Source organism: Rhodospirillales bacterium (assembly GCA_016699855.1).
Taxonomy (GTDB): domain Bacteria; phylum Pseudomonadota; class Alphaproteobacteria; order Reyranellales; family Reyranellaceae.
Genome location: CP064988.1, coordinates 4,147,268 through 4,166,773, shown reverse-complemented (window position 1 = coordinate 4,166,773; position 19,506 = coordinate 4,147,268). Strand labels below are relative to the sequence as shown.

The 19,506-nt window shown below is 72.4% G+C and carries 19 protein-coding genes, 1 tRNA gene and 2 pseudogenes; 16 read left to right on the top strand and 6 right to left on the bottom strand.

Translation table 11 applies throughout. The features are described from left to right. Window positions 1-46: 46 nt before the first annotated feature. The 5 genes from rlmB (at window position 47) to IPK81_19630 (ending at window position 4,525) form a co-directional block, all read left to right on the top strand. Window positions 47-1,003, top strand: coding sequence for a 23S rRNA (guanosine(2251)-2'-O)-methyltransferase RlmB (gene rlmB, locus IPK81_19650; protein ID QQS15181.1), 957 nt, complete (start codon window positions 47-49; stop codon window positions 1,001-1,003). Between the two features lie 53 nt (window positions 1,004-1,056). Next, window positions 1,057-1,863: a class I SAM-dependent methyltransferase gene (locus IPK81_19645; GenBank protein QQS11749.1), complete on the top strand. Its 807-nt coding sequence runs from the start codon at window positions 1,057-1,059 to the stop codon at window positions 1,861-1,863. A gap of 47 nt (window positions 1,864-1,910) precedes the next feature. Further along, window positions 1,911-1,985 (top strand) — tRNA-Thr (locus tag IPK81_19640). Window positions 1,986-2,043: 58 nt separating this feature from the next. Continuing rightward, window positions 2,044-3,276, top strand: coding sequence for a glycosyltransferase family 4 protein (locus tag IPK81_19635; GenBank protein ID QQS11748.1), 1,233 nt, complete (start codon window positions 2,044-2,046; stop codon window positions 3,274-3,276). 7 nt (window positions 3,277-3,283) lie between these two features. Continuing rightward, window positions 3,284-4,525, top strand: a complete 1,242-nt coding sequence (locus tag IPK81_19630; GenBank protein QQS11747.1) for a glycosyltransferase family 4 protein — start codon at window positions 3,284-3,286, stop codon at window positions 4,523-4,525. A 6-nt stretch (window positions 4,526-4,531) separates the two neighbouring features. Here IPK81_19630 and IPK81_19625 read toward each other — a convergent pair whose 3' ends face one another. Then, window positions 4,532-6,106 (bottom strand): hypothetical protein, encoded by a 1,575-nt coding sequence (locus IPK81_19625; GenBank protein QQS11746.1) that lies wholly within the window; start codon window positions 6,104-6,106, stop codon window positions 4,532-4,534. A 56-nt stretch (window positions 6,107-6,162) separates the two neighbouring features. After that, window positions 6,163-7,913: pseudogene (gene asnB, locus IPK81_19620) on the bottom strand (asparagine synthase (glutamine-hydrolyzing)). A gap of 275 nt (window positions 7,914-8,188) precedes the next feature. On the opposite strand from asnB, the gene IPK81_19615 reads away from it, so the two are divergent. From IPK81_19615 to IPK81_19585, 7 genes and pseudogenes are all read left to right on the top strand, one after another. After that, the gene (locus tag IPK81_19615; GenBank protein QQS11745.1) at window positions 8,189-9,310 is read left to right on the top strand and encodes a glycosyltransferase; all 1,122 of its coding nucleotides are present in this window, start codon (window positions 8,189-8,191) and stop codon (window positions 9,308-9,310) included. Next, a pseudogene (galE, locus tag IPK81_19610) lies at window positions 9,310-10,282 on the top strand (UDP-glucose 4-epimerase GalE). Before IPK81_19615 ends, galE begins: the two are co-directional and overlap by 1 nt. Before the next feature lie 274 nt (window positions 10,283-10,556). Beyond that, the gene (locus IPK81_19605; protein ID QQS11744.1) at window positions 10,557-11,780 is read left to right on the top strand and encodes a CoA transferase; all 1,224 of its coding nucleotides are present in this window, start codon (window positions 10,557-10,559) and stop codon (window positions 11,778-11,780) included. Next, complete coding sequence (locus tag IPK81_19600) at window positions 11,777-12,343, top strand: histidine phosphatase family protein (protein QQS11743.1); 567 nt, start codon at window positions 11,777-11,779, stop codon at window positions 12,341-12,343. Before IPK81_19605 ends, IPK81_19600 begins: the two co-directional genes overlap by 4 nt. Window positions 12,344-12,421: 78 nt before the next feature. Continuing rightward, window positions 12,422-12,823 carry a DUF4279 domain-containing protein gene (locus IPK81_19595; GenBank protein ID QQS11742.1) on the top strand — a complete coding sequence of 134 codons (402 nt, stop codon included), beginning with the start codon at window positions 12,422-12,424 and terminating at the stop codon, window positions 12,821-12,823. A gap of 56 nt (window positions 12,824-12,879) precedes the next feature. Further along, window positions 12,880-13,359 (top strand): hypothetical protein, encoded by a 480-nt coding sequence (locus IPK81_19590; protein ID QQS11741.1) that lies wholly within the window; start codon window positions 12,880-12,882, stop codon window positions 13,357-13,359. A 149-nt stretch (window positions 13,360-13,508) separates the two neighbouring features. Next, the gene (locus IPK81_19585) at window positions 13,509-13,826 is read left to right on the top strand and encodes a hypothetical protein (GenBank protein QQS11740.1); all 318 of its coding nucleotides are present in this window, start codon (window positions 13,509-13,511) and stop codon (window positions 13,824-13,826) included. 128 nt (window positions 13,827-13,954) lie between these two features. On the opposite strand, the gene IPK81_19580 is transcribed toward IPK81_19585, so the two are convergent. Continuing rightward, window positions 13,955-14,125: a DUF465 domain-containing protein gene (locus IPK81_19580; GenBank protein QQS11739.1), complete on the bottom strand. Its 171-nt coding sequence runs from the start codon at window positions 14,123-14,125 to the stop codon at window positions 13,955-13,957. A gap of 109 nt (window positions 14,126-14,234) precedes the next feature. On the opposite strand from IPK81_19580, the gene IPK81_19575 reads away from it, so the two are divergent. After that, on the top strand, window positions 14,235-14,801 hold the full coding sequence (locus tag IPK81_19575; GenBank protein QQS11738.1) for a UbiX family flavin prenyltransferase: 567 nt from the start codon (window positions 14,235-14,237) through the stop codon (window positions 14,799-14,801). A gap of 149 nt (window positions 14,802-14,950) precedes the next feature. Here IPK81_19575 and IPK81_19570 read toward each other — a convergent pair whose 3' ends face one another. The 3 genes from IPK81_19570 to IPK81_19560 all read right to left on the bottom strand — a co-directional run bounded on the left by IPK81_19570 (window position 14,951) and on the right by IPK81_19560 (window position 17,833). Next, complete coding sequence (locus IPK81_19570) at window positions 14,951-15,718, bottom strand: SDR family oxidoreductase (protein ID QQS11737.1); 768 nt, start codon at window positions 15,716-15,718, stop codon at window positions 14,951-14,953. 127 nt (window positions 15,719-15,845) lie between these two features. Then, window positions 15,846-17,255 (bottom strand): FAD-dependent oxidoreductase, encoded by a 1,410-nt coding sequence (locus IPK81_19565; protein QQS11736.1) that lies wholly within the window; start codon window positions 17,253-17,255, stop codon window positions 15,846-15,848. An 11-nt stretch (window positions 17,256-17,266) separates the two neighbouring features. Next, window positions 17,267-17,833: a TIGR02444 family protein gene (locus IPK81_19560; protein QQS11735.1), complete on the bottom strand. Its 567-nt coding sequence runs from the start codon at window positions 17,831-17,833 to the stop codon at window positions 17,267-17,269. Window positions 17,834-17,942: 109 nt separating this feature from the next. Between IPK81_19560 and IPK81_19555 the strand changes: the two genes are divergently transcribed. From IPK81_19555 to purE, 3 genes are all read left to right on the top strand, one after another. Further along, on the top strand, window positions 17,943-18,143 hold the full coding sequence (locus IPK81_19555) for a DUF465 domain-containing protein (GenBank protein ID QQS11734.1): 201 nt from the start codon (window positions 17,943-17,945) through the stop codon (window positions 18,141-18,143). Between the two features lie 32 nt (window positions 18,144-18,175). Further along, window positions 18,176-18,904, top strand: a complete 729-nt coding sequence (locus tag IPK81_19550; protein QQS11733.1) for a class I SAM-dependent methyltransferase — start codon at window positions 18,176-18,178, stop codon at window positions 18,902-18,904. 75 nt (window positions 18,905-18,979) lie between these two features. Continuing rightward, on the top strand, window positions 18,980-19,498 hold the full coding sequence (gene purE, locus IPK81_19545) for a 5-(carboxyamino)imidazole ribonucleotide mutase (protein QQS11732.1): 519 nt from the start codon (window positions 18,980-18,982) through the stop codon (window positions 19,496-19,498). Window positions 19,499-19,506 lie beyond the last annotated feature (8 nt).

Here is a 19,506-nt window from a genome sequence, read left to right as displayed (position 1 = left end):
TTCGGGCGACGCGCACTATGTGAATCCGCTCCGGCGTGTCAACCCAATTCCGGCCGCGCGGTTTGCCAACGCGGGTCGCGCGACCGTATACGACGCTCGTGAGCAGACACCGCCCCCGCGCGACCGCGACGCGCAGCGCCCATCCCGCCATTCCGGACCGCCACGCGCCGGGCGCGACGGCGACCCGCGCCGCGACGCCGGCCCGCCGCGCGAGCGCGCGCCCGAGCGCGATGCGCCGCCGCCGCGACGCGGTCCCGGCCGCGGCGGCAACGACGGGCAGGTGTGGCTGTACGGCCGGCACGCCGTGCTCGCGGCCTTGGCCAATCCCGACCGCGCCGTGCGGCGGCTGCTGGCGTCGGCCGAGTTCATCGAGCGCCACGGCCAGGAGATCGCCGTCGCCCGCGCCAAGGGCGCGGCGCCACCGCCGCCGGAGAACGCCACGCGCGACGAGATCGCCCGCCGCCTGACCGACGGCGCCGTCCACCAGGGAATCGCCGCGCTGGTCGGGCCGCTGCCAGAGGCCGGCATGGACGATCTGCTCGCCCGCTGCGGCGAGCGCGCCCATGTCGTGGCGCTCGACCAGGTCACCGATCCGCACAACGTCGGCGCCATCCTGCGCTCGGCCGCGGCGTTCGGCGGCGCCGGCGTGATCGTCACCGCGCGGCACGCGCCGGAGGAGACCGGCGCGCTCGCCAAGGCGGCGTCCGGGGCGCTCGAGCGCGTGCCGCTGGTGCGGGTCGTCAACCTGGCGCGGGCGCTCGACGAGCTGAAGGCGGCCGGATTCTGGGTCGTAGGGCTCGACGAGCGCGGCGAACGCACGCTCGCGCAGACAGCGCCCAGCGGCCGCGTCGTCCTGGCGCTCGGCGCCGAGGGCGACGGCCTCCGCCGGCTCACCGCGGAGCGCTGCGATTTGTTGGCCCGCCTGCCGATGAGCGCGTCCATGCCCAGCGTCAACGTCTCCAACGCCGCCGCCGTGGCGCTCTACGAGCTGGCGCGGGTTTAATCCACCGGCCGGCGCGTTTGAACGGGCGCGCCCATCCTGTACATTTCCGGGCGATGACGAGCGCCCCGAACGCGCGCGCCGCGCGCGACCGGCATCCGCCACCCGACGGCGGCGGCGGTGGCGACTCCGGCGCTCCGGCCGACAAGCCGGCGACCGAGGCGCGGATCCAGCACGATTTCTACGCCGCCCGCGCCCGCGCGCACGTGATCGAGCCGTGGGGCGCGGCCGAGCACGATTTCGCGCTGTCGATGCTCCTCGGCTACCTCGACCTGACGCGGCCGGAATCGGCGCTCGACGTCGGCGCCGGCTGCGGCCGCGCCCTCAAACTGATGCGCGAGCGCCGGCCGGGCCTGCGCGTCCAGGGTGTCGAGCCCTCGGCGGCGTTCCGCGAGATCGGCCATGCGCGTCTCGGGCTGTCGTCCGGCGAACTCCTCGACGGCGACGCCACGCGCCTGCCGTTCGACGACGATTCGTTCGACGTGGTGACCGAGTTCGGCGTGCTGCACCACATCCGCAACCCCTCGCAGGCGGTGGCCGAGATGTGCCGCGTCGCGCGCCGCGCCGTCTTCATCTCGGACTGCAACAACTACGGCCAGGGCGGCCGCGCCGCGCGCCTGGCCAAGCGCGCGCTGCGCGCCGCCGGGCTGTGGAAGGCGGTCGACCGGATGCGCACCGGCGGCAAGGGCTACACCATCACCGAGGGCGACGGGCTGGCCTATTCCTACTCGGTGTTCGACGACCTGCCGATCGTGCGCCGCGCCTTCGACCGGGTCGTGGTGATGAACACCTCCGGCCAGTCCATCGCCCACGCGCGCGAGGCGGCGGCCGTGGTCGTCATCGCCGACGACCGCCCGTGGTGAGCGTTGCCGGCCGACGCGGCTGCGGTTAAACCTTCCCGGCGGACGACGCCGGGTTAGCTCAGCGGTAGAGCAGCGGTTTTGTAAACCGAAGGTCGGGGGTTCAATCCCCTCACCCGGCACCATTCCATCGGCCGACGACGACACCGGCCACCCGTCGGTCCACGTTCCAGCGAGACGCCAGTGCCGGACGCCGAGCGCAAGAGATACCGCCTCGCCTGCCTGGTGACGCATCCCATCCAATACCAGGCGCCGCTGTTCCGCCGCATCGCGGCCGATCCGGAGATCGCGTTCAAGGCGTTCTTCGCCACCGATTTCTCGGCCCGCGACTACGTCGATCCGGAGTTCGGCCAGTCCATCGCGTGGGACGTGCCGCTGCTCGACGGCTACGAGTCGGAGGTGCTGCCGCGCCTGCCCGGCAGCGGCTATCCCGGCGACACCTATTTCGACGCGTGGCGGCCGTTCAGCACCGGCCTGCGGTCGCGGCTGCGCGCCGGCGGCTTCGACGCCCTGTGGGTCCACGGCTACGCCCGCGCGCCGCATGTCTGGGCGATGATGGCGGCGCGGATGGCCGGCGCGAAGGTTCTGCTGCGCGACGAGACCAGCGACGCCGGCCGCCCGCGCGCCGGCGCCCGGCAAGTGGTGAAGCGTCTGCTGTTCCGCGGCATCGATCCGCTCGTCGACGCCTACCTGACCATCGGCACGGCCAACGAGGAGCATCTCGAGCGCCTCGGCGTCGACCGCCGCAAGTTCTTCCGCATGGGTTACGCCGTCGACAATCTCTGGTTCCGCGCCCGCATGGACGAGGCCGCGGCGACTCGCGAGTCCCTGCGCGCCGAGCTCGACGTCGCGCCCGGCCGGCCGATCGCGCTCTACGCCGCCAAGCTGATCGACCGCAAGGCGCCGCTCGACCTGGTCGAGGCCTTCGCGCGGGCCGTCGACGGCGCCGCCGACGGCGCGGGGCCCGCGCTGCTGATGGCCGGTGACGGCGATCTGCGGCCCGCGGTCGAGGCGCGGATCGCCGCGCTCGGCGTCGGCGAACGCATCCGGCTTCTCGGGTTCCAGAGCCAGCGCCGGCTCGCCGCGCTCTACGATCTGTGCGACGTCTTCGCGCTGCCGTCGGAACGCGAGACCTGGGGGCTGGTGGTGAACGAGGTGATGAACGCCGGCCGCGCCGTGGTCGCCAGCGACCGCGTCGGCGCGGCGCGCGACCTCGTGCGCCACGGCGTCACCGGCTACGTCCATCCGCACGGCGACGTCGAGGCGCTGGCGGCGCGGCTGCGCGACTGCTTCGCCGATCCGGCGCGGCTGGCGGAGATGGGGCGCGCCGGGCGCGCCGTGATCGAGGCGTGGGATTTCGAGGCCGACGTCGCCGGCCTCAAGGCGGCGCTCGCCGCCGTCGTGAAGCCGCGCTGAGGCCGCGATGGCGCGCCGCCGCGTCCTGATCGCCCATCCCGGCGCCACCTCGCTGCTCTATCCGCTGGTCGCGCTGCTGCAGCGGCTGGACCTCGACGTCGCGTTCGAGACCTCGTTCTACGCCCGCCCCGGCGCGCCGCTGGAGCGGCTGATCGGCCGCCTGCCCGCCGGTCCACGCGCGCGGCTGGCGCGCGAGCTGGGCCGGCGCCGGCATCCCGAGATCGATCCGGCCGGCATCACGACCCATCCGCTGCCGGAGATCGCGCAGGTGCTGGCGGCGCGCGCCGGCCCGCCGGCGCTGGCGGCGCGGCTGATGCGCTGGCGCAACGCCCGCTTCGACGCGCTGGTGGCGGCGCGCGTGCGGCGCGAGCGTCCGGACGTGTTCATCGGCTTCGACGGCTCGTCGGAGCGCTCGTTCCGCGCCTGCCGCGAGACCGGCACCGTGTCGCTGCTCTACCAGGCCATCGGCCATCTGCGCAGCGGCCTGCGCATCCTCGACGAGGAGCGGCGCCTGCACCCGGCGTTCGCCGACGTCTCGCTCGGCGACACCAGCGAGGCGTGGATCGCGCGCAACGTCAGGGAGGCGGAGCTGGCCGACCGGATCGTGGTGCCCTCGCAGTACGTGCGCGACACCATGGTCGAGAACGGCCGCGATCCGGCGAGCATCGACCTGCTGCCGTTCCCGATCGACGTCGAACGCTTCGCGCCCGGCCCGGCGCGGAGCGACGACGGCCGGTTGCGCGCGCTGTTCGTCGGCCAGATCGGCATGCGCAAGGGCGTGCGCTACGCGCTCGACGCGATGCGCGCGCTGGCGCGGCCGGACATCGAGCTGACGCTGGTCGGCGGCATCGTCGACGGCGAGGCGTGGCTGAAACCCTACGCCGGCCTCTACCGCCACGTCGCGAACGTCCCCTACGCCGAGATGCCCGACCTGTTCCGCGCCGCCGACGTGTTCGTCTTCCCCTCGCTGCACGAGGGCTCGGCGATGGCGGTGAACGAGGCGCTGGCGTCCGGCCTGCCGGCGGTCGTCACGCCCAACGCCGGCGCCATCCTGCGCGACGGCGTCGAAGGCTTCATCGTGCCGATCCGCGATTCCGGCGCCATCGCCGGGCGCCTGGCGTCGCTGGCAAGCGATCCCGCGTTGCGCGCCACGCTCGGACGCGCCGCCCGCGCCCGCGCCGAGGCGCACGACTGGCCGGCCTACGCGCGCGCGCTCGACACCTTGCTCGGCCGGCTTCCGGTCCGCTGACCGCCGTCAGTCCCGCGGTTGTGGATCGAGCGCCGCCCCCGGCGGCGGCGCGGGCTCCGCGCGCGGCGTGGGATCGAACGCGCTGCCGCCGCGCGGCGCCGGCGGCAGCGGCCCCAGCCGCGGCAACGAGCCGGGCCGCGGCGCGAAGCCGACGGGACGGCCGATCAGCGGCCGCCGCTGCAGCCCCGGCGCCGCCGGCGCCGGCCGCGCCGGCGCGGCGGCGCCCATCGTCTGGCGTTCGATGTGGGGCAGCGCGAAGACGAAGCCGAGCGTCAGGTAGTAGTAGTAGTTGAGCGGATCGGTATCGAGCGCCCAGCCCTTGAACGACGTCAGCGTGACGAACACCACCATCGCCACGCCGCACGCCGCGACGCCCTTGAACCGCGTCGTGCGCAGGTCGCGCCGGATCTGCAGCGTGAACAGGAACATCAGCCCGTAGCACGCCAGCACGATGAAGAAGCCGATGGCGCCGAGCTCGACCATCGCCTTGGCGAAGAAATTCTCGATCAGCGTGCCCTTCTCGAACATCAGCGCCTGGACGGCCGCGTCCTGGCCGTGCCGGGCGGCGCCGGTGTTGGCGCCGACGCCCATGCCGAAAATGCCGCCCTTGCTGAGGCCGTCGAGCATGCCGCCGACCGCGATCTCGTCGGTGTAGTTGCCGATCAGCGTGCCGGTCTGGCTGGCGATCTTCTCGCCGTCGAGGCCGGCGAAGGCCAGCGCGATCGCCATGCCGCCGCCGATCCCGAGCACGCCCTGCAACAGGCCGCCGGCGCGGAAGCGGAAGAACTGGATCAGCACGAAGATCAGCGGGATGAACACGAAGTTGCCGCGCGCGCCGCTGGTGAAGGCGGCCATCAGCGCGACCGTCAGGCTGATCCAGATGAACGTCCGCCAGCGGCGGTCGGTCTCGATCTCCAGCAGCATGAAGATCGGGAACATCATGAAGAAGCAGAACACGCCGTACTGCGAGTTGAACTGGAACGAGCCGGGGATGCGGAACAGCGTCGCGCCGAGGCCCTGGAAGGTGCCGAAGCGCTGGGTCGCGTGCAGCGCGTAGTCGCCGTAGAAGAACCGGATCGTCGCCTCGTAGTCGTAGAGCGTGGCGCCGAGGAACATCGTGATGCCGACGCCCCACGGGATCCAGGCGCAGACCACGAACAGGCGCAGCACGCGGCGCAGCTCGTCCTCGGTGCGCGGCATCGCCGCCCCGACCAGCAGCATCGGGATGTAGAACAGCCACACCTTGGCGCCGATGCCCGCCACCATCATGTTGGGCACGTTCGGATTGGCCATGCCGAACAGCACCAGCAGCGCGAACACGCCGAACACCGCGTAGAGCGCGAACGGCAGGCGGTCGCCGCGCAACTGGCCCGACAGCAGGAAGAAGCCGAGATAGAGCGGCGCCACGATCAGCACGTCGCGCACCAGCGCGCCGATCGGCGACGGGCTCAGCGCCGCCACGACGAAGCCGGTGAACGGCGTGAACAGGATCAGGCCGTAGACGCCGCGGCGCCAGTCGAGCGCGATGACGACCCACGTCGCGACCAGCACCGGGGCGCCGAGAAGGAGGGCGGTCTCCATGCCTCAGCTCCGTCCGTCCGTGGCTACGCGGCGGCGCCACCGGTGCGCGCGGCCGGTCACGCGGCGCGCCTCGCGAAGGACGTGCCGGGGCGGAACCCGGACAGCACGTCGAGCGCCCAGGCGCGCCAGCCGCGGGTGCGGGCGTCGCCGGCGGGCGCGCCCAGCCAGTCCCGCACCGGCACCTGGAAGCCGCGCTTCGGCAGACCCTCGAGCATGGCGCGCACCGGCTCCGACAGCAGCGGCGGCAGCTCGGCCTTGGTCACCGGCCGGTCGGCCACGATCAGCGGCGCCATGTCGCGGAAGAAGCCGGCGTCGACGAACGGCGTGCGGATCTCCAGCGAATGCGCCATGCCGGCCCAGTCGGCGTCCCGCAGCAGCTGGTTGCGCAGGTAGAACGACAGTTCCAGCGCCGCGACGCGGCCGTTGGCCGAGCGCACCCCGTCGATCGCCGCCGCCAGCGTCGCCTCGGTGTCGAGCGCCGCCATGCCGGCGCGCAGATAGTCGGCGTCGAGGAACGCCGGCAGCTCCCACGGCATGAACAGGCCGCGGCGCAGCAGATACGCGCCGCCATAGGTGCCGCCGTATTCCAGCACGCCGGCGTATTTCGGCGACGTGAACCGCCGCAGCACCGGCTCGCTGACGACGCGGAAGCCGCGGCCCAGCGCCGCCAGCGGCCCGGCGCGGCCGACCAGGCGCACCATCTCCGGCACCTGCCGGAAGCTGGGATAGCCCGCGAACGCCTCGTCGCCGCCGATGCCCGACAGCGCCACCTTCAACCCGGTCGAGGCCGCCGCCTTGCTGACGAAATAGACGTTGGTGCCGTCGATGCTGGGCTGGTCCATCGACGCCATCAGGTGGTCGCGCGCCGCCGCGAACTCCGCGCGCCGCACCCACACCGTGCTGTGGTCGGTGCCGTGGTGCGCGGCGATGCGCCCGGCGATGCCGGTCTCGTCGTCGAGGCTGCCGCGGTACTCCTCGAAGCCCAAGGTCACCGTGCGCGTCGGGATCGGCGAGCGCGGGTGGCGAATTCGGCCACCAGCGAGGAATCGAAGCCGCCGGACAGGAACAGCCCGACCGGCACATCGGCCACCATGTGGTGGCGTACCGTGTCGTCGATCGCCGCGCGCAGCGCCTCGAGACGCGCGGCGCCGGCCGGCGCCGGACGCGACGCCTCGGCCTCCGCCAGCGTCGCGGCGATCGAGTGGTAGCGCGCCGGCGTCCCGACCTTCCCGGCGTCGATCGTCAGCGTGTGGCCGGCCGGCAGGGCGCGGATCTCGCGGTGCAGGGTGAACGGCTCCGGGATCGACCCCCACATCAGGAAGCCGACATCGGCCGCCGGCTCCGGCGTCGTGGCGATCCGGCCGCCGGCCAGCAGCGCCTTGACCTGCGAGGCGAAGCGCAGCGTGGCGCCGTCGTCGGCGAGGTAGAGCGGTTTGATGCCGAACGGATCGCGCGCCAGGAACATGCGCCGGCGGTCGCGGTCCCAGATCGCCAGCGCGAACATGCCGCGCAGCGACTTGACCATGCCGGCCCCGTCGCGGTCGTAGAGATGCAGCAGCACCTCGGTGTCGGAGTTCGAGACGAAGCGGCGGCCCTGCGCCTCCAGCTCCGCCTTCAGCTCACGGTAGTTGTAGATCTCGCCGTTGTAGTCGGCGACCAGCCGGCCGCCGTCGTGGACCATCGGCTGGTAGCCGCCGGGACCGGGATCGATGATCGCCAGCCGCCGCTGCGCCAGCACGGCGCGGCCGTCGTCGTCCTCCCATACGCCCACGCTGTCCGGCCCGCGCGCGATCATCGCGTCCGACATCCGGCCGATCTCGGCGCGGTCCTCGGGACCGACACGGAGCGGGCCGTAGTGGAACAGGCCGGCGATGCCGCACACCTCTGGTCTCCCAACCGGTCCGATCCGCCGGCGACATCAAGTTGAAACGAATAACTCTAGTATTTTGAACAAGTTATGATAAAAACTTCATTTAAGCAACATGCCCGTTCAGGCGGTCCTCCCCGGCGTTCATGCGGATCCTACACCTTATCGCCACCCTCAGCCGCGAGAGCGGCGGGCCGGCACAAGCCTGCGTGGAGATGGCGAAGGCCGTCGCCGCGCGCGGTCACGAGGTCGCGATCCATACCACCAACTGGTCGGCCGAGGGTGTCGAGAACGTGCCCACGGGCGTGGCGCTGGCGCAGGACGGCTTCACGGTCACCTACCATCCCGTGCACGCGCCGCGCTTCTGGAAGGCGTCGCGGGCGATGGGCCGGGCGCTGGCGGTCGAACTGCCGAAATTCGACGTCGTGCACCTGCATTCGATCTACCTCTACCACGACTGGATCGGCGCGCGGCTGTGCCGGCGCCACGGCGTGCCCTACATCGTGCGGCCGCACGGCATGCTCGATCCCTACATCCGCGCCCGCCACCGCGGTCGCAAGAAGCTGATGGAGCTCTTGTTCCAGAACGGCGTGCTGCGGCGGGCGGCGGCGATCCACTACACCAGCGACGTCGAGCGCGAGATCAGCGCGCCGTTCGCGATGGGCGCGCCGGCCCGGATCGTGCCGCTGGGCGTCGACCTCGCCGGCTTCGACAAGCTGCCGCCGGCCGAGCGCTTCCTCGCCGCCCATCCCGAGACCCGCGGCCGGCGCGTGGCGTTGTTCCTCAGCCGCCTGCATTTCAAGAAGGGCCTCGATCTGCTGATCCCCGCTTTCGCGCGCGCCGCGCGCCAGGACCCCGACGCGCATCTCGTGGTCGCCGGGCCGGACGACGGCATGCTCGACCAGTGCAAGGCGTGGACGCGGCGCGACGGCGTGTCCGACCGCGTCACCTTCACCGGCATGCTGCGCGGCGACGACAAGCTGGCGGCGTTCGCGGCGGCCTCGCTGTTCGCGCTGCCGTCCTACAGCGAGAATTTCGGCATCGCCGCCGTCGAGGCGATGGCGGCCGGGCTGCCGGTCGTGGTCTCGGACCAGGTCAACATCTGGCGCGAGCTGCAGGCCGGCGGCGGCGCGCTGGTGGTGCGCGCCGACGAGGAGAAGGTGGCGATGGCGCTGGGCACGCTGCTGCGCGACGCGGCGCTCGCCGCCGACATGGGCCGCAAGGCGCGCGACACCGTCAACCGGCTGTACCGCTGGGACAACGTCGCCGCCGCGCTGGAGTCCATGTACGCGGACGTCGTCGAAGGCCATCGGCGGCCGGCGCGCGAGGTCGCGTGATGGCGCGCAGCGTGCTGGTCGCCGGCGGCGCCGGGTTCATCGGCAGCCAGGTGTGCAAGCGTCTGGCCGCCGGCGGCGACATCCCCGTCGCCTACGACACGCTGGAGAAGGGGCCACGACTGGGCCGTCAAATGGGGCCCGTTCGAGCGCGGCGACATCGGCGACGCCGCCCGCGTGGCAGAGGTGATCCGCGCCCACCGGATCGACGCCGTCATCAACCTCGCGGGCTACATAGAGGTCGGCGAGTCGATGCGCGAACCGGCGCGCTACCGCGAGAACAACGTCGAGCGCACCCGCGTGCTGATCGACGCCGCCGAGGCGCGCGGCGTCGGCGCCTTCGTGTTCTCGAGCACCTGCGCCATCTACGGCACGCCCCGCACGCCACGGCTGGCCGAGACGCATCCGTTCGGGCCGGTCAGCGTCTACGGCGAGAACAAGCTGGCGGTGGAGGAGATGCTGCGCGCGCCGGGCCGGCGCATGCGCGCGGTCTGCCTGCGCTACTTCAACGCCGCCGGCGCCGATCCCGACGGCGAGATCGGCGAGGCGCACGACCCCGAGACCCATCTCATGCCGCTGGCGATCGACGCCATGCTCGGGCTCGGCCGGCCGCTGACCCTGTTCGGCACCGACTACGACACCGCGGACGGCACCTGCGTGCGCGACTTCGTGCATGTCGCCGATCTTGCCGACGCGCACGCGACGGCGCTGGACTACCTCGATCGCGGCGGCGCGGCGCCGGCGTTCAACCTTGGCTCGGGCGCGGGCTACAGTGTGCGCGAGCTGATCGACGCCACCGCGCGCATCGGCGGCCGCCCGGTGCCGCACGCCGTCGGTCCGCGCCGCGCCGGCGATCCGCCGCGGCTGGTCGCCGACACCGCGCTGGTCGAACGCGAGCTCGGCTGGCGCCCGACCCGCGACCTCGACCGCCAGATCGAGGACGCCCTGCGCTGGCGTCGCAAGATGCCGCGCTGAAAAAGCGTCCCTCATCCCCGCCGCGGCTGCCGCACAGAAAGCGCCCCTCATCCGGCGCTGCGCGCCACCTTCTCCCCCGAAGACGGGGGACAAGGGAAGAACGCGCCCGTCGCCCATGCATCCCCTTCCCCCCGTCTTCGAGGAGAAGGGGCCCGAAGGTACGCCGCGGCAGCCGCGGCGGGGATGAGGGGTCTTCGCCGGACCACCATCGACTCCGCCGCCGGAAACGCGTTCAAATCGGCGGACGCTGAAACCCGCCCGCGGAGACCACAGGATGTTCGCTCCCCTCGCCGGCACGCGCGTGCTCGATTTCACGCACGTGCTGGCCGGCCCCTACGTGACGCACGTGCTGACCCAGCTCGGCGCCGACGTCGTCAAGATCGAGCGCCCCGGCGCCGGCGACGTCATGCGCACGGGCAAGCCCGGCCAGTCGCCACCGGGCTTCGCCGCGCAGTTCGTCGGGTTGAACCACGGCAAGCGCTCGCTGGCGCTGGACTTCAAGACGCCGCGCGGCCGCGAGATCGCGCTGCGTCTGGCCACGCGCGCCGACGTGCTGGTCGAGAACCAGCGGCCGGGCGAGCTGGCCAAGGCCGGCCTCGACCACGCGACGCTATCGGCCACCAACCCCGGCCTGGTCTACGCCTCGGTGTCCGGCTGGGGCCAGTCCGGCCCGATGGCCGGCCGCGCCGGCTACGACCAGGCGATCCAGGCCGCCGCCGGCGTCATGATGATGCAGGGCGATCCCGGCGATCCGCCGATGAAGATCGGCTTCCCCGCCATCGACATCGCCACCGGCATGAACGGCGCCTGCGCCGTGATGGCCGCCCTGCTCGAGCGCCAGCGCAACGGCGGCAAGGGCTGCCGCATCGACATCGGCATGGCCGACTCGGCGCTGATGCTGATGATCGGCCCGGCCTCGAACTGGATGGTCGGCGGCATCGCGCCGGAGCGCTTCGGCAACCGGCCGCTGACCTCGAGCCCGACCTCCGGCGTGTTCCCCACCGCCGACGGCTGGCTGTCGATCGCCGCCAACACGATGGACCAGGGCCACAAGGCGCTGGACGTCGCCGGCCGCGGCGAGCTCAAAAGCGATCCGCGCTTCGCGCCGGTCGGCAAGGGCGGCTTCTTCGTGGTCGCCGACCAGGCGGTGGCGACGGCGGAATTCGCCGCCATCCTGCGCACCCGCACCGCCGACGACTGGGAGCGCGACCTCAGCGCCGCCGGCGTCGCCTGCGCCAAGATCCGCACGGTCGACGAATTCATCGACGGGCCGTACCGCCGCACGCCGGGCGTTCACCGTCGCATCGACGACCAGCCCGGCTACGACAAGCCGGTCGAGGCGCTGGGCGCCGGCTTCCGCGTCGACGGCGCCGCGCCGGCGGCGACCCGTCCCGCGCCGGCGGCCGGTGGCGACAGCGCGGCCGTGCTGGCCGAGCTCGGCTACGCCGGGGACGAGATCGCGGCCCTGCTGCGCGACGGCGTGGTCGCCGCGCCATGATCGCGCGCCGCGCGTTCGCCCTCGGCGCGCTGGGCGCGCTCGCGGCACGACCTGTGGCGGCGCAGGACGCGCTATGGGTGGCGCTGCGCGCCGGCGGCGTCGATCTGCTGATCCGCCACGCCCGCGCGCCGGGCACCTACGATCCGCCGGGCTTCCGGCTCGACGATTGCGCCACGCAGCGCAACCTCTCGGACGAGGGCCGCGCCCAGGCCCGCCGCCTCGGCGCGGCGTTGACGGCCCGGGGCGTGCGCGTCGCCGAGGTGCGGTCGAGCCGCTGGTGCCGCTGCCGCGACACCGCGCGCGAGGCGTTCGGCGCCGGCGAGCCGCTGCCGCTGCTCGACTCGGCGGTCGGGCTGGGACTCGAGGCGGGCGCCGCGCGCGCCAAGGCGCTGATCGCCTGGATCGCCGCCAATCCGCCGCCGCGCGACGCCGTGCGCGCGCTGGTCACGCACCACGTCAACATCCTGGCGGTCACCGGCCTGCACATGGGCGACGCCGAGGCCGTCGCGATCCGCGTCGCCAACGGCGTCGCGCGCATCGTCGGCGCGCTGCCGGCGCAATAGGGTCCTGTTACCAGCGGCGGACTCGCACAGCGGATCGTGCGCCACGCGTCACCCGAAAGCCGTCGGTTGGAGACGTCAATGGACCAAGGCTCCGTCTGCATTCGGTTCCGCCACCCCACCCGCGCCCTGACGTTTCTCTCCGACGCGCTCGGGCTTACGCCATTACGTACATGGACCGTGGGCGCGCCGCGGCAAACCCCCGTGGGCACGCCGCTGTCCGGCGTCTACAAGGACAGCTTTTGGACATCGTCGGCGGATTTCGAGCCCGCGGACGGATTCAAGGCCCCGCTCGCGGCGGCACTGGAGCGACTCTCGCGGCGCAGCGACGTCGTGCACGATCTGTTGTCGACCGGCGGCAGGCTGGAGGTCTATGTGCAACTCGTCGGCTGGATCAACAACGGCGACTCCGTCGACACGGCGCTCCTCAAGACGATGGTCGACCTCGGCGCGACATTCGAAGTCGAGGTGTTTCCAGAGTAGAGTCATCTTCGCACGGCGATGCGCGCAAGGCGTCGCCCGGTCTACCGGAGATCGATATGAGCGGACGTCCGTTGCGGGAGGATGAAGCGGCGTTGCTGCGCGGCCTTCTCGCGGACAAGCCCGAGGCCGCCGCGATGCTCGCCCGGCTCGCCGACTATCGGGTCGAGGACATGAACGACGGCGGCATGAGCGGCGTCCGTTTTCTGAGCGGCCGCGGTGAGAACATCCGACGCTATGGAAGCACGATCGCGTCGGCCTGGTTCACCGACTCGGACGGAATGGCGGTATCCGTTGGAATCCTCCTCGACGTCTTCGACGATCTCTTCGAGATCGATATCTGGCGCGTCGACTTTGGTCCCTTGCTCGCCTATCCCGTGGCGGAACAAGCTGTCGACGACGACACTCCGCACGTGACTTGCGTCCACACGCCGACGCCGATGCCCGTGGGCTGGCCGGAACGATTCGTGGCGGCGCTCTACTTCGCCGCCCTAGGCGCGCTCACCTTCGCGATCAACACATGGGTTCGTCCACGATGACGAAGGCGTATTTGCAGACTGTGTATGAGTCGTGCCCGAACTCAATTCTCAGCGTTTCGGCGGAGAGGATGGCATCGATGAAAGGACCGCGGGCACGTATGTCCTCGGCCGGCCGGCATTCCACGTCGGATTTCAGTGCGGAGGTCACCATGAGCCAAGCGCCCGAAGACAACTTCGACGCGGCCTACGCCGCGGTCAGGGCGAAGCTCGACGCGGTGCGCGACCCGCGCATCTTGAATCTCTACTCAACCCAGAACCATGGCTACGGCAAACTCTACGTCGCCGCGACCGTCGACTACGAATGCGACCAGGAAACGGCTCGCGCGGTGGTGGAAGTCATCGCGGCCGTCGTCCGGCCGACATGGCCAACGAGAGCCGGCGGCTATTCATGGCAGATCGACGCCCAATCGGAGGGCCTGCTGCTCGCATGCGCTTTTGGCGGATGGCTGAACCATCACGAGACCTGAATCCGAACGCATGGGCCGAGACGCACCACCGCGCGTCGCGGGCCACCTCACCGGCACGCAAGAATCCGTCCCGGCCTTCGAACCGGCCTGCCGCCAACCCCGCCGTGCGGCCTAGGCCGCGCCGGGCGTCAGTGGCGGGTGGCGAGAATCTCGATCTCGTCCTTGAGCTTGAGTTTCTTGCGCTTGAGTTCCTGGAGGGTCTCTTCGTTCGGATGCGGTCGGACGGCTTCCTCGTGGATGGCCTGCTCCAGCGCCGCGTGGCGCGTCTTGAGGGCATCGACCCGATCCAAAACGCTCATCGGTTCCTCCTCCATCAGCCGACTGTAGTATATCCGACATGGGACGCTCCGGGGAGGCTTTCCAGTGGCCCGGCGCGACTTTTCCCCGATGCCGGGGTAAGCTGCCGGGATGACCGCTCTCTCAAGAATCACCGTGGGCATCTCCGGCGCCTCGGGCGTCGTCTACGGCGTGCGGCTGCTCGAGCTGTTGCGGCCGATGGAGGTCGAGACGCATCTCGTGATGACGCGCACGGCCGAGGTGACGCTGGCGCACGAGACCGACTGGAAGGTCAAGGACGTGAAGGCGCTGGCCGACGTGGTCCACGCCCCCGACGATCTGGCGGCGGCCATCTCCAGCGGCTCGTTCCGCACCTTGGGCATGGTGGTCGCGCCGTGCTCGATGCGCAGCCTCGGCGAGATCGCGGCGGGCATCTCCACCACGTTGCTGACGCGCGCCGCCGACGTCGTCCTGAAGGAGCGCCGGCGGCTGGTGCTGCTGGTGCGCGAGACGCCGCTGCACGCGGTGCACCTGCGCAACATGGCCACCGTGGCCGATCTCGGCGCCGTCGTGTCGCCGCCGGTGCCCGCGTTCTACAACCGGCCGAAGACGATCGCCGACATCGTTGACCACACGGTCGGCCGCGCGCTCGACCTGTTCGACCTCGACGCCGGCGTGGTCAAACGCTGGGGCGGGTGATGTCCCCGCCGATATCCGCTCCGACGTCATCCTGAGCGGAGGCGCGTAGCGCCGTAGTCGAAGGATCTTTCCGCGGTCGGTGGACGGCCAAGATCCTTCGACTGCGCGCCTACGGCGCTTCGCTCAGAATGACATTCAACCGAACCCCGTCACACTCCGCCGCCGGATTTGCGCTTGAAGCGGCGCATGCCCGTCAGCCAGCGGTCGTAGTCGCCGATCTTGCGGCGCATGTAGTCGAGCACGACGGGGTGCGGCAGGATCAGGAAACCCTCGGTGTCCATCGTCTCGATCACGCAGTCGGCGAGCTGCTCCGGCTCCAGCATGCCGTCGACCGAGGACACGACGCCGCCGTTGGCCGTCATCGCGGTGCGCACGGCCTGCGGGCAGAGCACCGAGACGCGCACGCCCTTGTCGCCGTATTCGATCGCCAGCCATTCGGCGAACGCCACGGCGGCGTGCTTCGACACAGAGTAGGTCGCGGAGTTCACGTGCGTCAGCAGGCCGGCGGCCGAGGCGGTGTTGACGAGGTAGCCGCTTCCGCGCGCGGCCATGCCGGGCGCCACGGCGCGGGCGGCGTAGACATGCGCCATCACGTGCACGTCGAAGTTCAGGCGCCAGACCTCGTCCGGCGCGTCCTCGCCGCCCAGCCGCGCGATGCCGGCGTTGGACACGAACACGTCGATAGGCCCGAACCGCGCCTCGGTCTCGCGCACGAGACTCTGGATGTCGGCCTCCTTCGCCACGTCGGTGCGCACGGCCAGGCCGCCGATCTCCGCCGCCACCGCGTCCAGCGCCGTCGAATCGAGATCGGCGACCGCGACGCCTTTCGCGCCCTCGGCCGCGAAGCGCCGCGCCAGCGCCCGTCCGATGCCGCTGGCCGCGCCGGTGACGACGCACACCTTGCCCTTGATCTTCATCTCGCGAATCCTCCCCCGGGTCCGGCGCGCATGCTGGCCCGCCGCGCCCGTCGCGGACAAGCGCCGCGGCGCGCGGGCGCGCATATCGATGCGCACACGCGCCGGCGCGCGACCGACGGGCGTTGCCTCAGCCTCGGAAGCGCCACGGCCGCGCGGCCCGGTCCGGCTCGACGCCGCCGCCGGCGCGGAACACCGCCTCGGCGGCGCGTTCGCCCGATTTCAGCGCCGCCTGCACGGTGCCGTAGTCCCCCGTCTCCGTCGCCTCGCCGGCGAAGAACACGCGCCCGCCCAGCGGCCGGGCGTGCAGCGCGCGGTCCTCCGGCGGGCTGCCGACGGCGGGGTAGGAGTACGATCCGCGCGCCCAGGGATCGCTCAGCCAACGCGTGTAGCGCCACGCCGACGGCATCGGCACGTCCGAACCGAACAGGCGGCGCAACGAGACGAGGGCGGCGTCGCGCACCTCCTCCTCGGAGCGGTCGAGGTCGAAGCGCGCCGCCGCCGCGCCGTTGGCGAAACTGCTCAGGATCAGCGCGCCGGTCTCGCGCTCCAGCGACAGCCACGTCGTGAACACGCCGCGGCCGCGCGGCGTGGGCGGCAGGCTCTGGAACCGCTCGGCGTCGGCCGGCCAGAACCGCCGCTCGAAACGCAGGAAGATCTTGCCCAGCACGGCGTCGCCGCCATAGCCGATGCGCGACAGCGCGGCGCGCTGGTCGTCTGGAAGCGGCGGCGAAAACGCGATCGCGCCGTCGCGCAGCAGCCCGACCGGCAGGGTCACGATGGCGCGGTCGGCGCGCAATTCCCCCGACGGCGTCGACGCGACCACGCCGGCGCCGTCCCATTCCAGCCGCGTCATCGGCGTCGACAACCGGATCTCGAGCCCCCGCGCGGCGTCGTCGAGCAGCGCGCGGTAGCCGCCGCGCGGCATGGCGTTGACCTTGAAGGCGTCGGCCGGAAACCATTCCTCGATCGCCAGCCGCGCCGCCGGCGCGCCCTGCACGCCCTCGCCGCTCGACACGATCTGCGCCACCAGGCGGCGGTCGAATTCCGGCAGCCACCACGCGTCGAGGAGCGGCTCGACGACGTCGGCCAGCGACACCGCGCGCGGCCGGCCGCGGCGGGCGGCCCATGCGGCGCGCAGCGCGCCGAGGTGCATCGCGACCGCCAGCGCCCAGCGCCCGCGCCACGCCCGCCGCGCGGCGTCGGCGTAGTCGGCGAGGCTGGTACCGGGCTCGATGAAGCGCCGCCACGCCGCCGATTCGACCAGCTCGACGCCCAGCGCGGCGCACCATTCCGACAGCGGGTTGTCGTCGGCGCCGTGGATCCACGAGCCGCCGAGGTCGAGCGGCGCGCCCATCGACTCGTCGGTCCACAGCCGTCCGCCGATCCGGTCGCGCGCCTCGACCACGATGACCGCGATGCCGCTGTCGCGCAGCAGACGCGCCGCCACCAGCCCGGCCATGCCGGCGCCGACCACCAGCACGCGCGACGGCGCGGCCGGCGGACCCTCGCCGCGCATGCTCCAGCTCGCGGTGGGCATCGCGGCGGTCGTCAGGCCGGCACCAGCCCGAGCGCCTGTTCGACCTCGAGGCGGTGCAGACCGGGGAAGGCCGCCGCCAGCAGCGGCGCCAGGCTCTCGCGGTCCTTGTCGTCGGGCGTCACGCCGAGGCACACCGCGTAGACGCCGAGATTGCCGACGGCGGCGCGCAGCCGCGCCCGGACCGGGCGGTCGCGGTCGCCCGGCAGCGGCCAGTGCGCCGCCAGCATGAGCTGCTCGACATGCTCGGCCGCCAGCTCGGTCTCCGCGACGCGCCGCCGCGCCGCCTCGACCGGGATGTGCGGCGCCGTGTTCCACGCCCCGGCCTTGATGCGCTGGCGCATCTGGCGGGCCGGCAGCACGACGCCGTCGCGCCACGGCGCCACCTCGGCCAGCAGCGCCCGCAGCCGTTCCGCCGTCAGCGTGCCGCGGCCCGACGCGCCCAGCCAGACGCACAGCAGCAGCACGTTGACGTCGATCGCGCGGCGGTCCTGGAGCTCGAGGCAGCCGCGGGCGACGCCGTCGGCGGCGTAGACCTCGAGCGAGAAATTCCAGAAGGGATGCGGCAGGAAGTCGCTCATCCGGCGCCAACGCGTGAAAAGCCGCCCGGCGGGGGCGCCGCGGCTGAATCCCCGTACACCGCGCCACCGTCCTTTGCTAGGGTGCGCGCCGGAGGGCGACCTTACCGAAATGGAAGATCTCGACGCGATCCGCGCCAAGCTGGCGGCGCTGCAGCAGGAGCACCGCGATCTCGACGACGTCATCGCGCGCCTCGTCGAGAAGGCGCCGTTCGACATGCTCCAGCTCCAGCGGCTGAAGAAGCGCAAGCTCGCGCTCAAGGACCAGATGCTGGCGCTCGAGAGCCGCCTGATCCCCAACATCATCGCCTGACGGCCGCCGCGCCGGCGGCGCCCGGAGGCGGCATGGCGCAGAACATCTACGACGATCCCGGCTTCTTCGAGGGCTACGGCCGGCTGGCGCGTTCGGTCGAGGGGCTGGACGGCGCGCCCGAATGGCCGGCGCTGCGGGCCATGCTGCCGCCGATCGGCGGCGCGCGGGTGGTGGATCTCGGCTGCGGCATGGGCTGGTTCTGCCGCTGGGCGCGCGACAACGGCGCGACATCGGTGCTGGGTCTGGATCTATCCGAGAACATGCTGGCCCGCGCGCGCGAGGCCGCCTCCGACACGGCCGTCGCCTACAGGCGGGCCGACCTCGCGGCGCTCGAGCTGCCGGCCGGCGCGTTCGACCTCGCCTACAGCTCGCTCGCCCTGCACTACGTCGGGGACGCCGCGCGCCTGATCGCGACGATCCACCGCGCGCTGGTCCCCGGCGGCGCCTTCGTGTTCTCGACCGAGCACCCGATCTACATGGCGCCGACCCGGCCGGGATGGGCGAGCGACGCCGAGGGGCGGCGGATCTGGCCGGTCGACCGCTATCTGGTCGAGGGGCCGCGCACGACGGACTGGCTCGCCAAGGGCGTGGTGAAGCACCACCGCACGATCGGCACGACCTTGAACCTGCTGATCGCCGCCGGCTTCACGATCGCACATGTCGAGGAGTTCCGCCCGACCGACGCCCAGATCGCCGCGCTGCCGGCGCTGGCCGAGGAGCTGGACCGGCCCATGTTCCTGCTGGTCTCCGCGCGGCGTTAACCGCGTTGGCCGCGCCTTGCGCGGCGGGTCGACGTCCCTATACTCGCGCGCCCGCGCCATGGAGAGCCGCCGCAGATGGCCCGCAAAGCGACCCCGAGGACCGCGCCGATGGTCGGCGTGATCATGGGCAGCCAGTCCGACTGGACCACCATGAAACACGCCGCCGACACGCTGGCGGCGCTGGGCGTGCCGTTCGAGACGCGCATCGTGTCGGCCCACCGCACCCCGAAGCGGATGGTCGACTACGCGACCGGCGCGCGGAAGCGCGGCCTGAAGGTGATCATCGCCGGCGCCGGCGGCGCCGCCCACCTGCCGGGCATGACCGCGTCGATGACGCCGCTGCCGGTGCTCGGCGTGCCGGTCGAGAGCCAGGCGCTCAAGGGCATGGATAGCCTGCTGTCGATCGTGCAGATGCCCGGCGGCATCCCCGTCGGCACGCTGGCGATCGGCAAGGCCGGCGCGATCAACGCCGCGCTTCTCGCCGGCAGCATCGTCGGTCTCGGAGACGCCCGGATCATGGCCGCGGTCGAGGCGTGGCGCGCGAAGCAGACCGGCGCCGTGGCGGCGCGGCCGGTCGACGCGCCGGCCGGCTGAGGCGCCGA

What these genes read in the sequence shown, in the direction of transcription:
- IPK81_19605 (QQS11744.1), top strand. Translation starts at nt 10,557, where the DNA reads ATGTTCGCTCCCCTCGCCGGCACGCGCGTGCTCGATTTCACGCACGTG.
- purE (QQS11732.1), top strand. Translation starts at nt 18,980, where the DNA reads ATGGCCCGCAAAGCGACCCCGAGGACCGCGCCGATGGTCGGCGTGATC.
- IPK81_19565 (QQS11736.1), bottom strand. Translation starts at nt 17,255, where the DNA reads ATGCCCACCGCGAGCTGGAGCATGCGCGGCGAGGGTCCGCCGGCCGCG.
- IPK81_19550 (QQS11733.1), top strand. Translation starts at nt 18,176, where the DNA reads ATGGCGCAGAACATCTACGACGATCCCGGCTTCTTCGAGGGCTACGGC.
- IPK81_19625 (QQS11746.1), bottom strand. Translation starts at nt 6,106, where the DNA reads ATGGAGACCGCCCTCCTTCTCGGCGCCCCGGTGCTGGTCGCGACGTGG.
- IPK81_19560 (QQS11735.1), bottom strand. Translation starts at nt 17,833, where the DNA reads ATGAGCGACTTCCTGCCGCATCCCTTCTGGAATTTCTCGCTCGAGGTC.
- IPK81_19555 (QQS11734.1), top strand. Translation starts at nt 17,943, where the DNA reads ATGGAAGATCTCGACGCGATCCGCGCCAAGCTGGCGGCGCTGCAGCAG.
- IPK81_19590 (QQS11741.1), top strand. Translation starts at nt 12,880, where the DNA reads ATGAGCGGACGTCCGTTGCGGGAGGATGAAGCGGCGTTGCTGCGCGGC.
- IPK81_19600 (QQS11743.1), top strand. Translation starts at nt 11,777, where the DNA reads ATGATCGCGCGCCGCGCGTTCGCCCTCGGCGCGCTGGGCGCGCTCGCG.
- IPK81_19585 (QQS11740.1), top strand. Translation starts at nt 13,509, where the DNA reads ATGAGCCAAGCGCCCGAAGACAACTTCGACGCGGCCTACGCCGCGGTC.
- IPK81_19580 (QQS11739.1), bottom strand. Translation starts at nt 14,125, where the DNA reads ATGAGCGTTTTGGATCGGGTCGATGCCCTCAAGACGCGCCACGCGGCG.
- IPK81_19630 (QQS11747.1), top strand. Translation starts at nt 3,284, where the DNA reads ATGGCGCGCCGCCGCGTCCTGATCGCCCATCCCGGCGCCACCTCGCTG.
- IPK81_19645 (QQS11749.1), top strand. Translation starts at nt 1,057, where the DNA reads ATGACGAGCGCCCCGAACGCGCGCGCCGCGCGCGACCGGCATCCGCCA.
- IPK81_19575 (QQS11738.1), top strand. Translation starts at nt 14,235, where the DNA reads ATGACCGCTCTCTCAAGAATCACCGTGGGCATCTCCGGCGCCTCGGGC.
- IPK81_19570 (QQS11737.1), bottom strand. Translation starts at nt 15,718, where the DNA reads ATGAAGATCAAGGGCAAGGTGTGCGTCGTCACCGGCGCGGCCAGCGGC.
- IPK81_19615 (QQS11745.1), top strand. Translation starts at nt 8,189, where the DNA reads ATGGCGAAGGCCGTCGCCGCGCGCGGTCACGAGGTCGCGATCCATACC.
- IPK81_19595 (QQS11742.1), top strand. Translation starts at nt 12,422, where the DNA reads ATGGACCAAGGCTCCGTCTGCATTCGGTTCCGCCACCCCACCCGCGCC.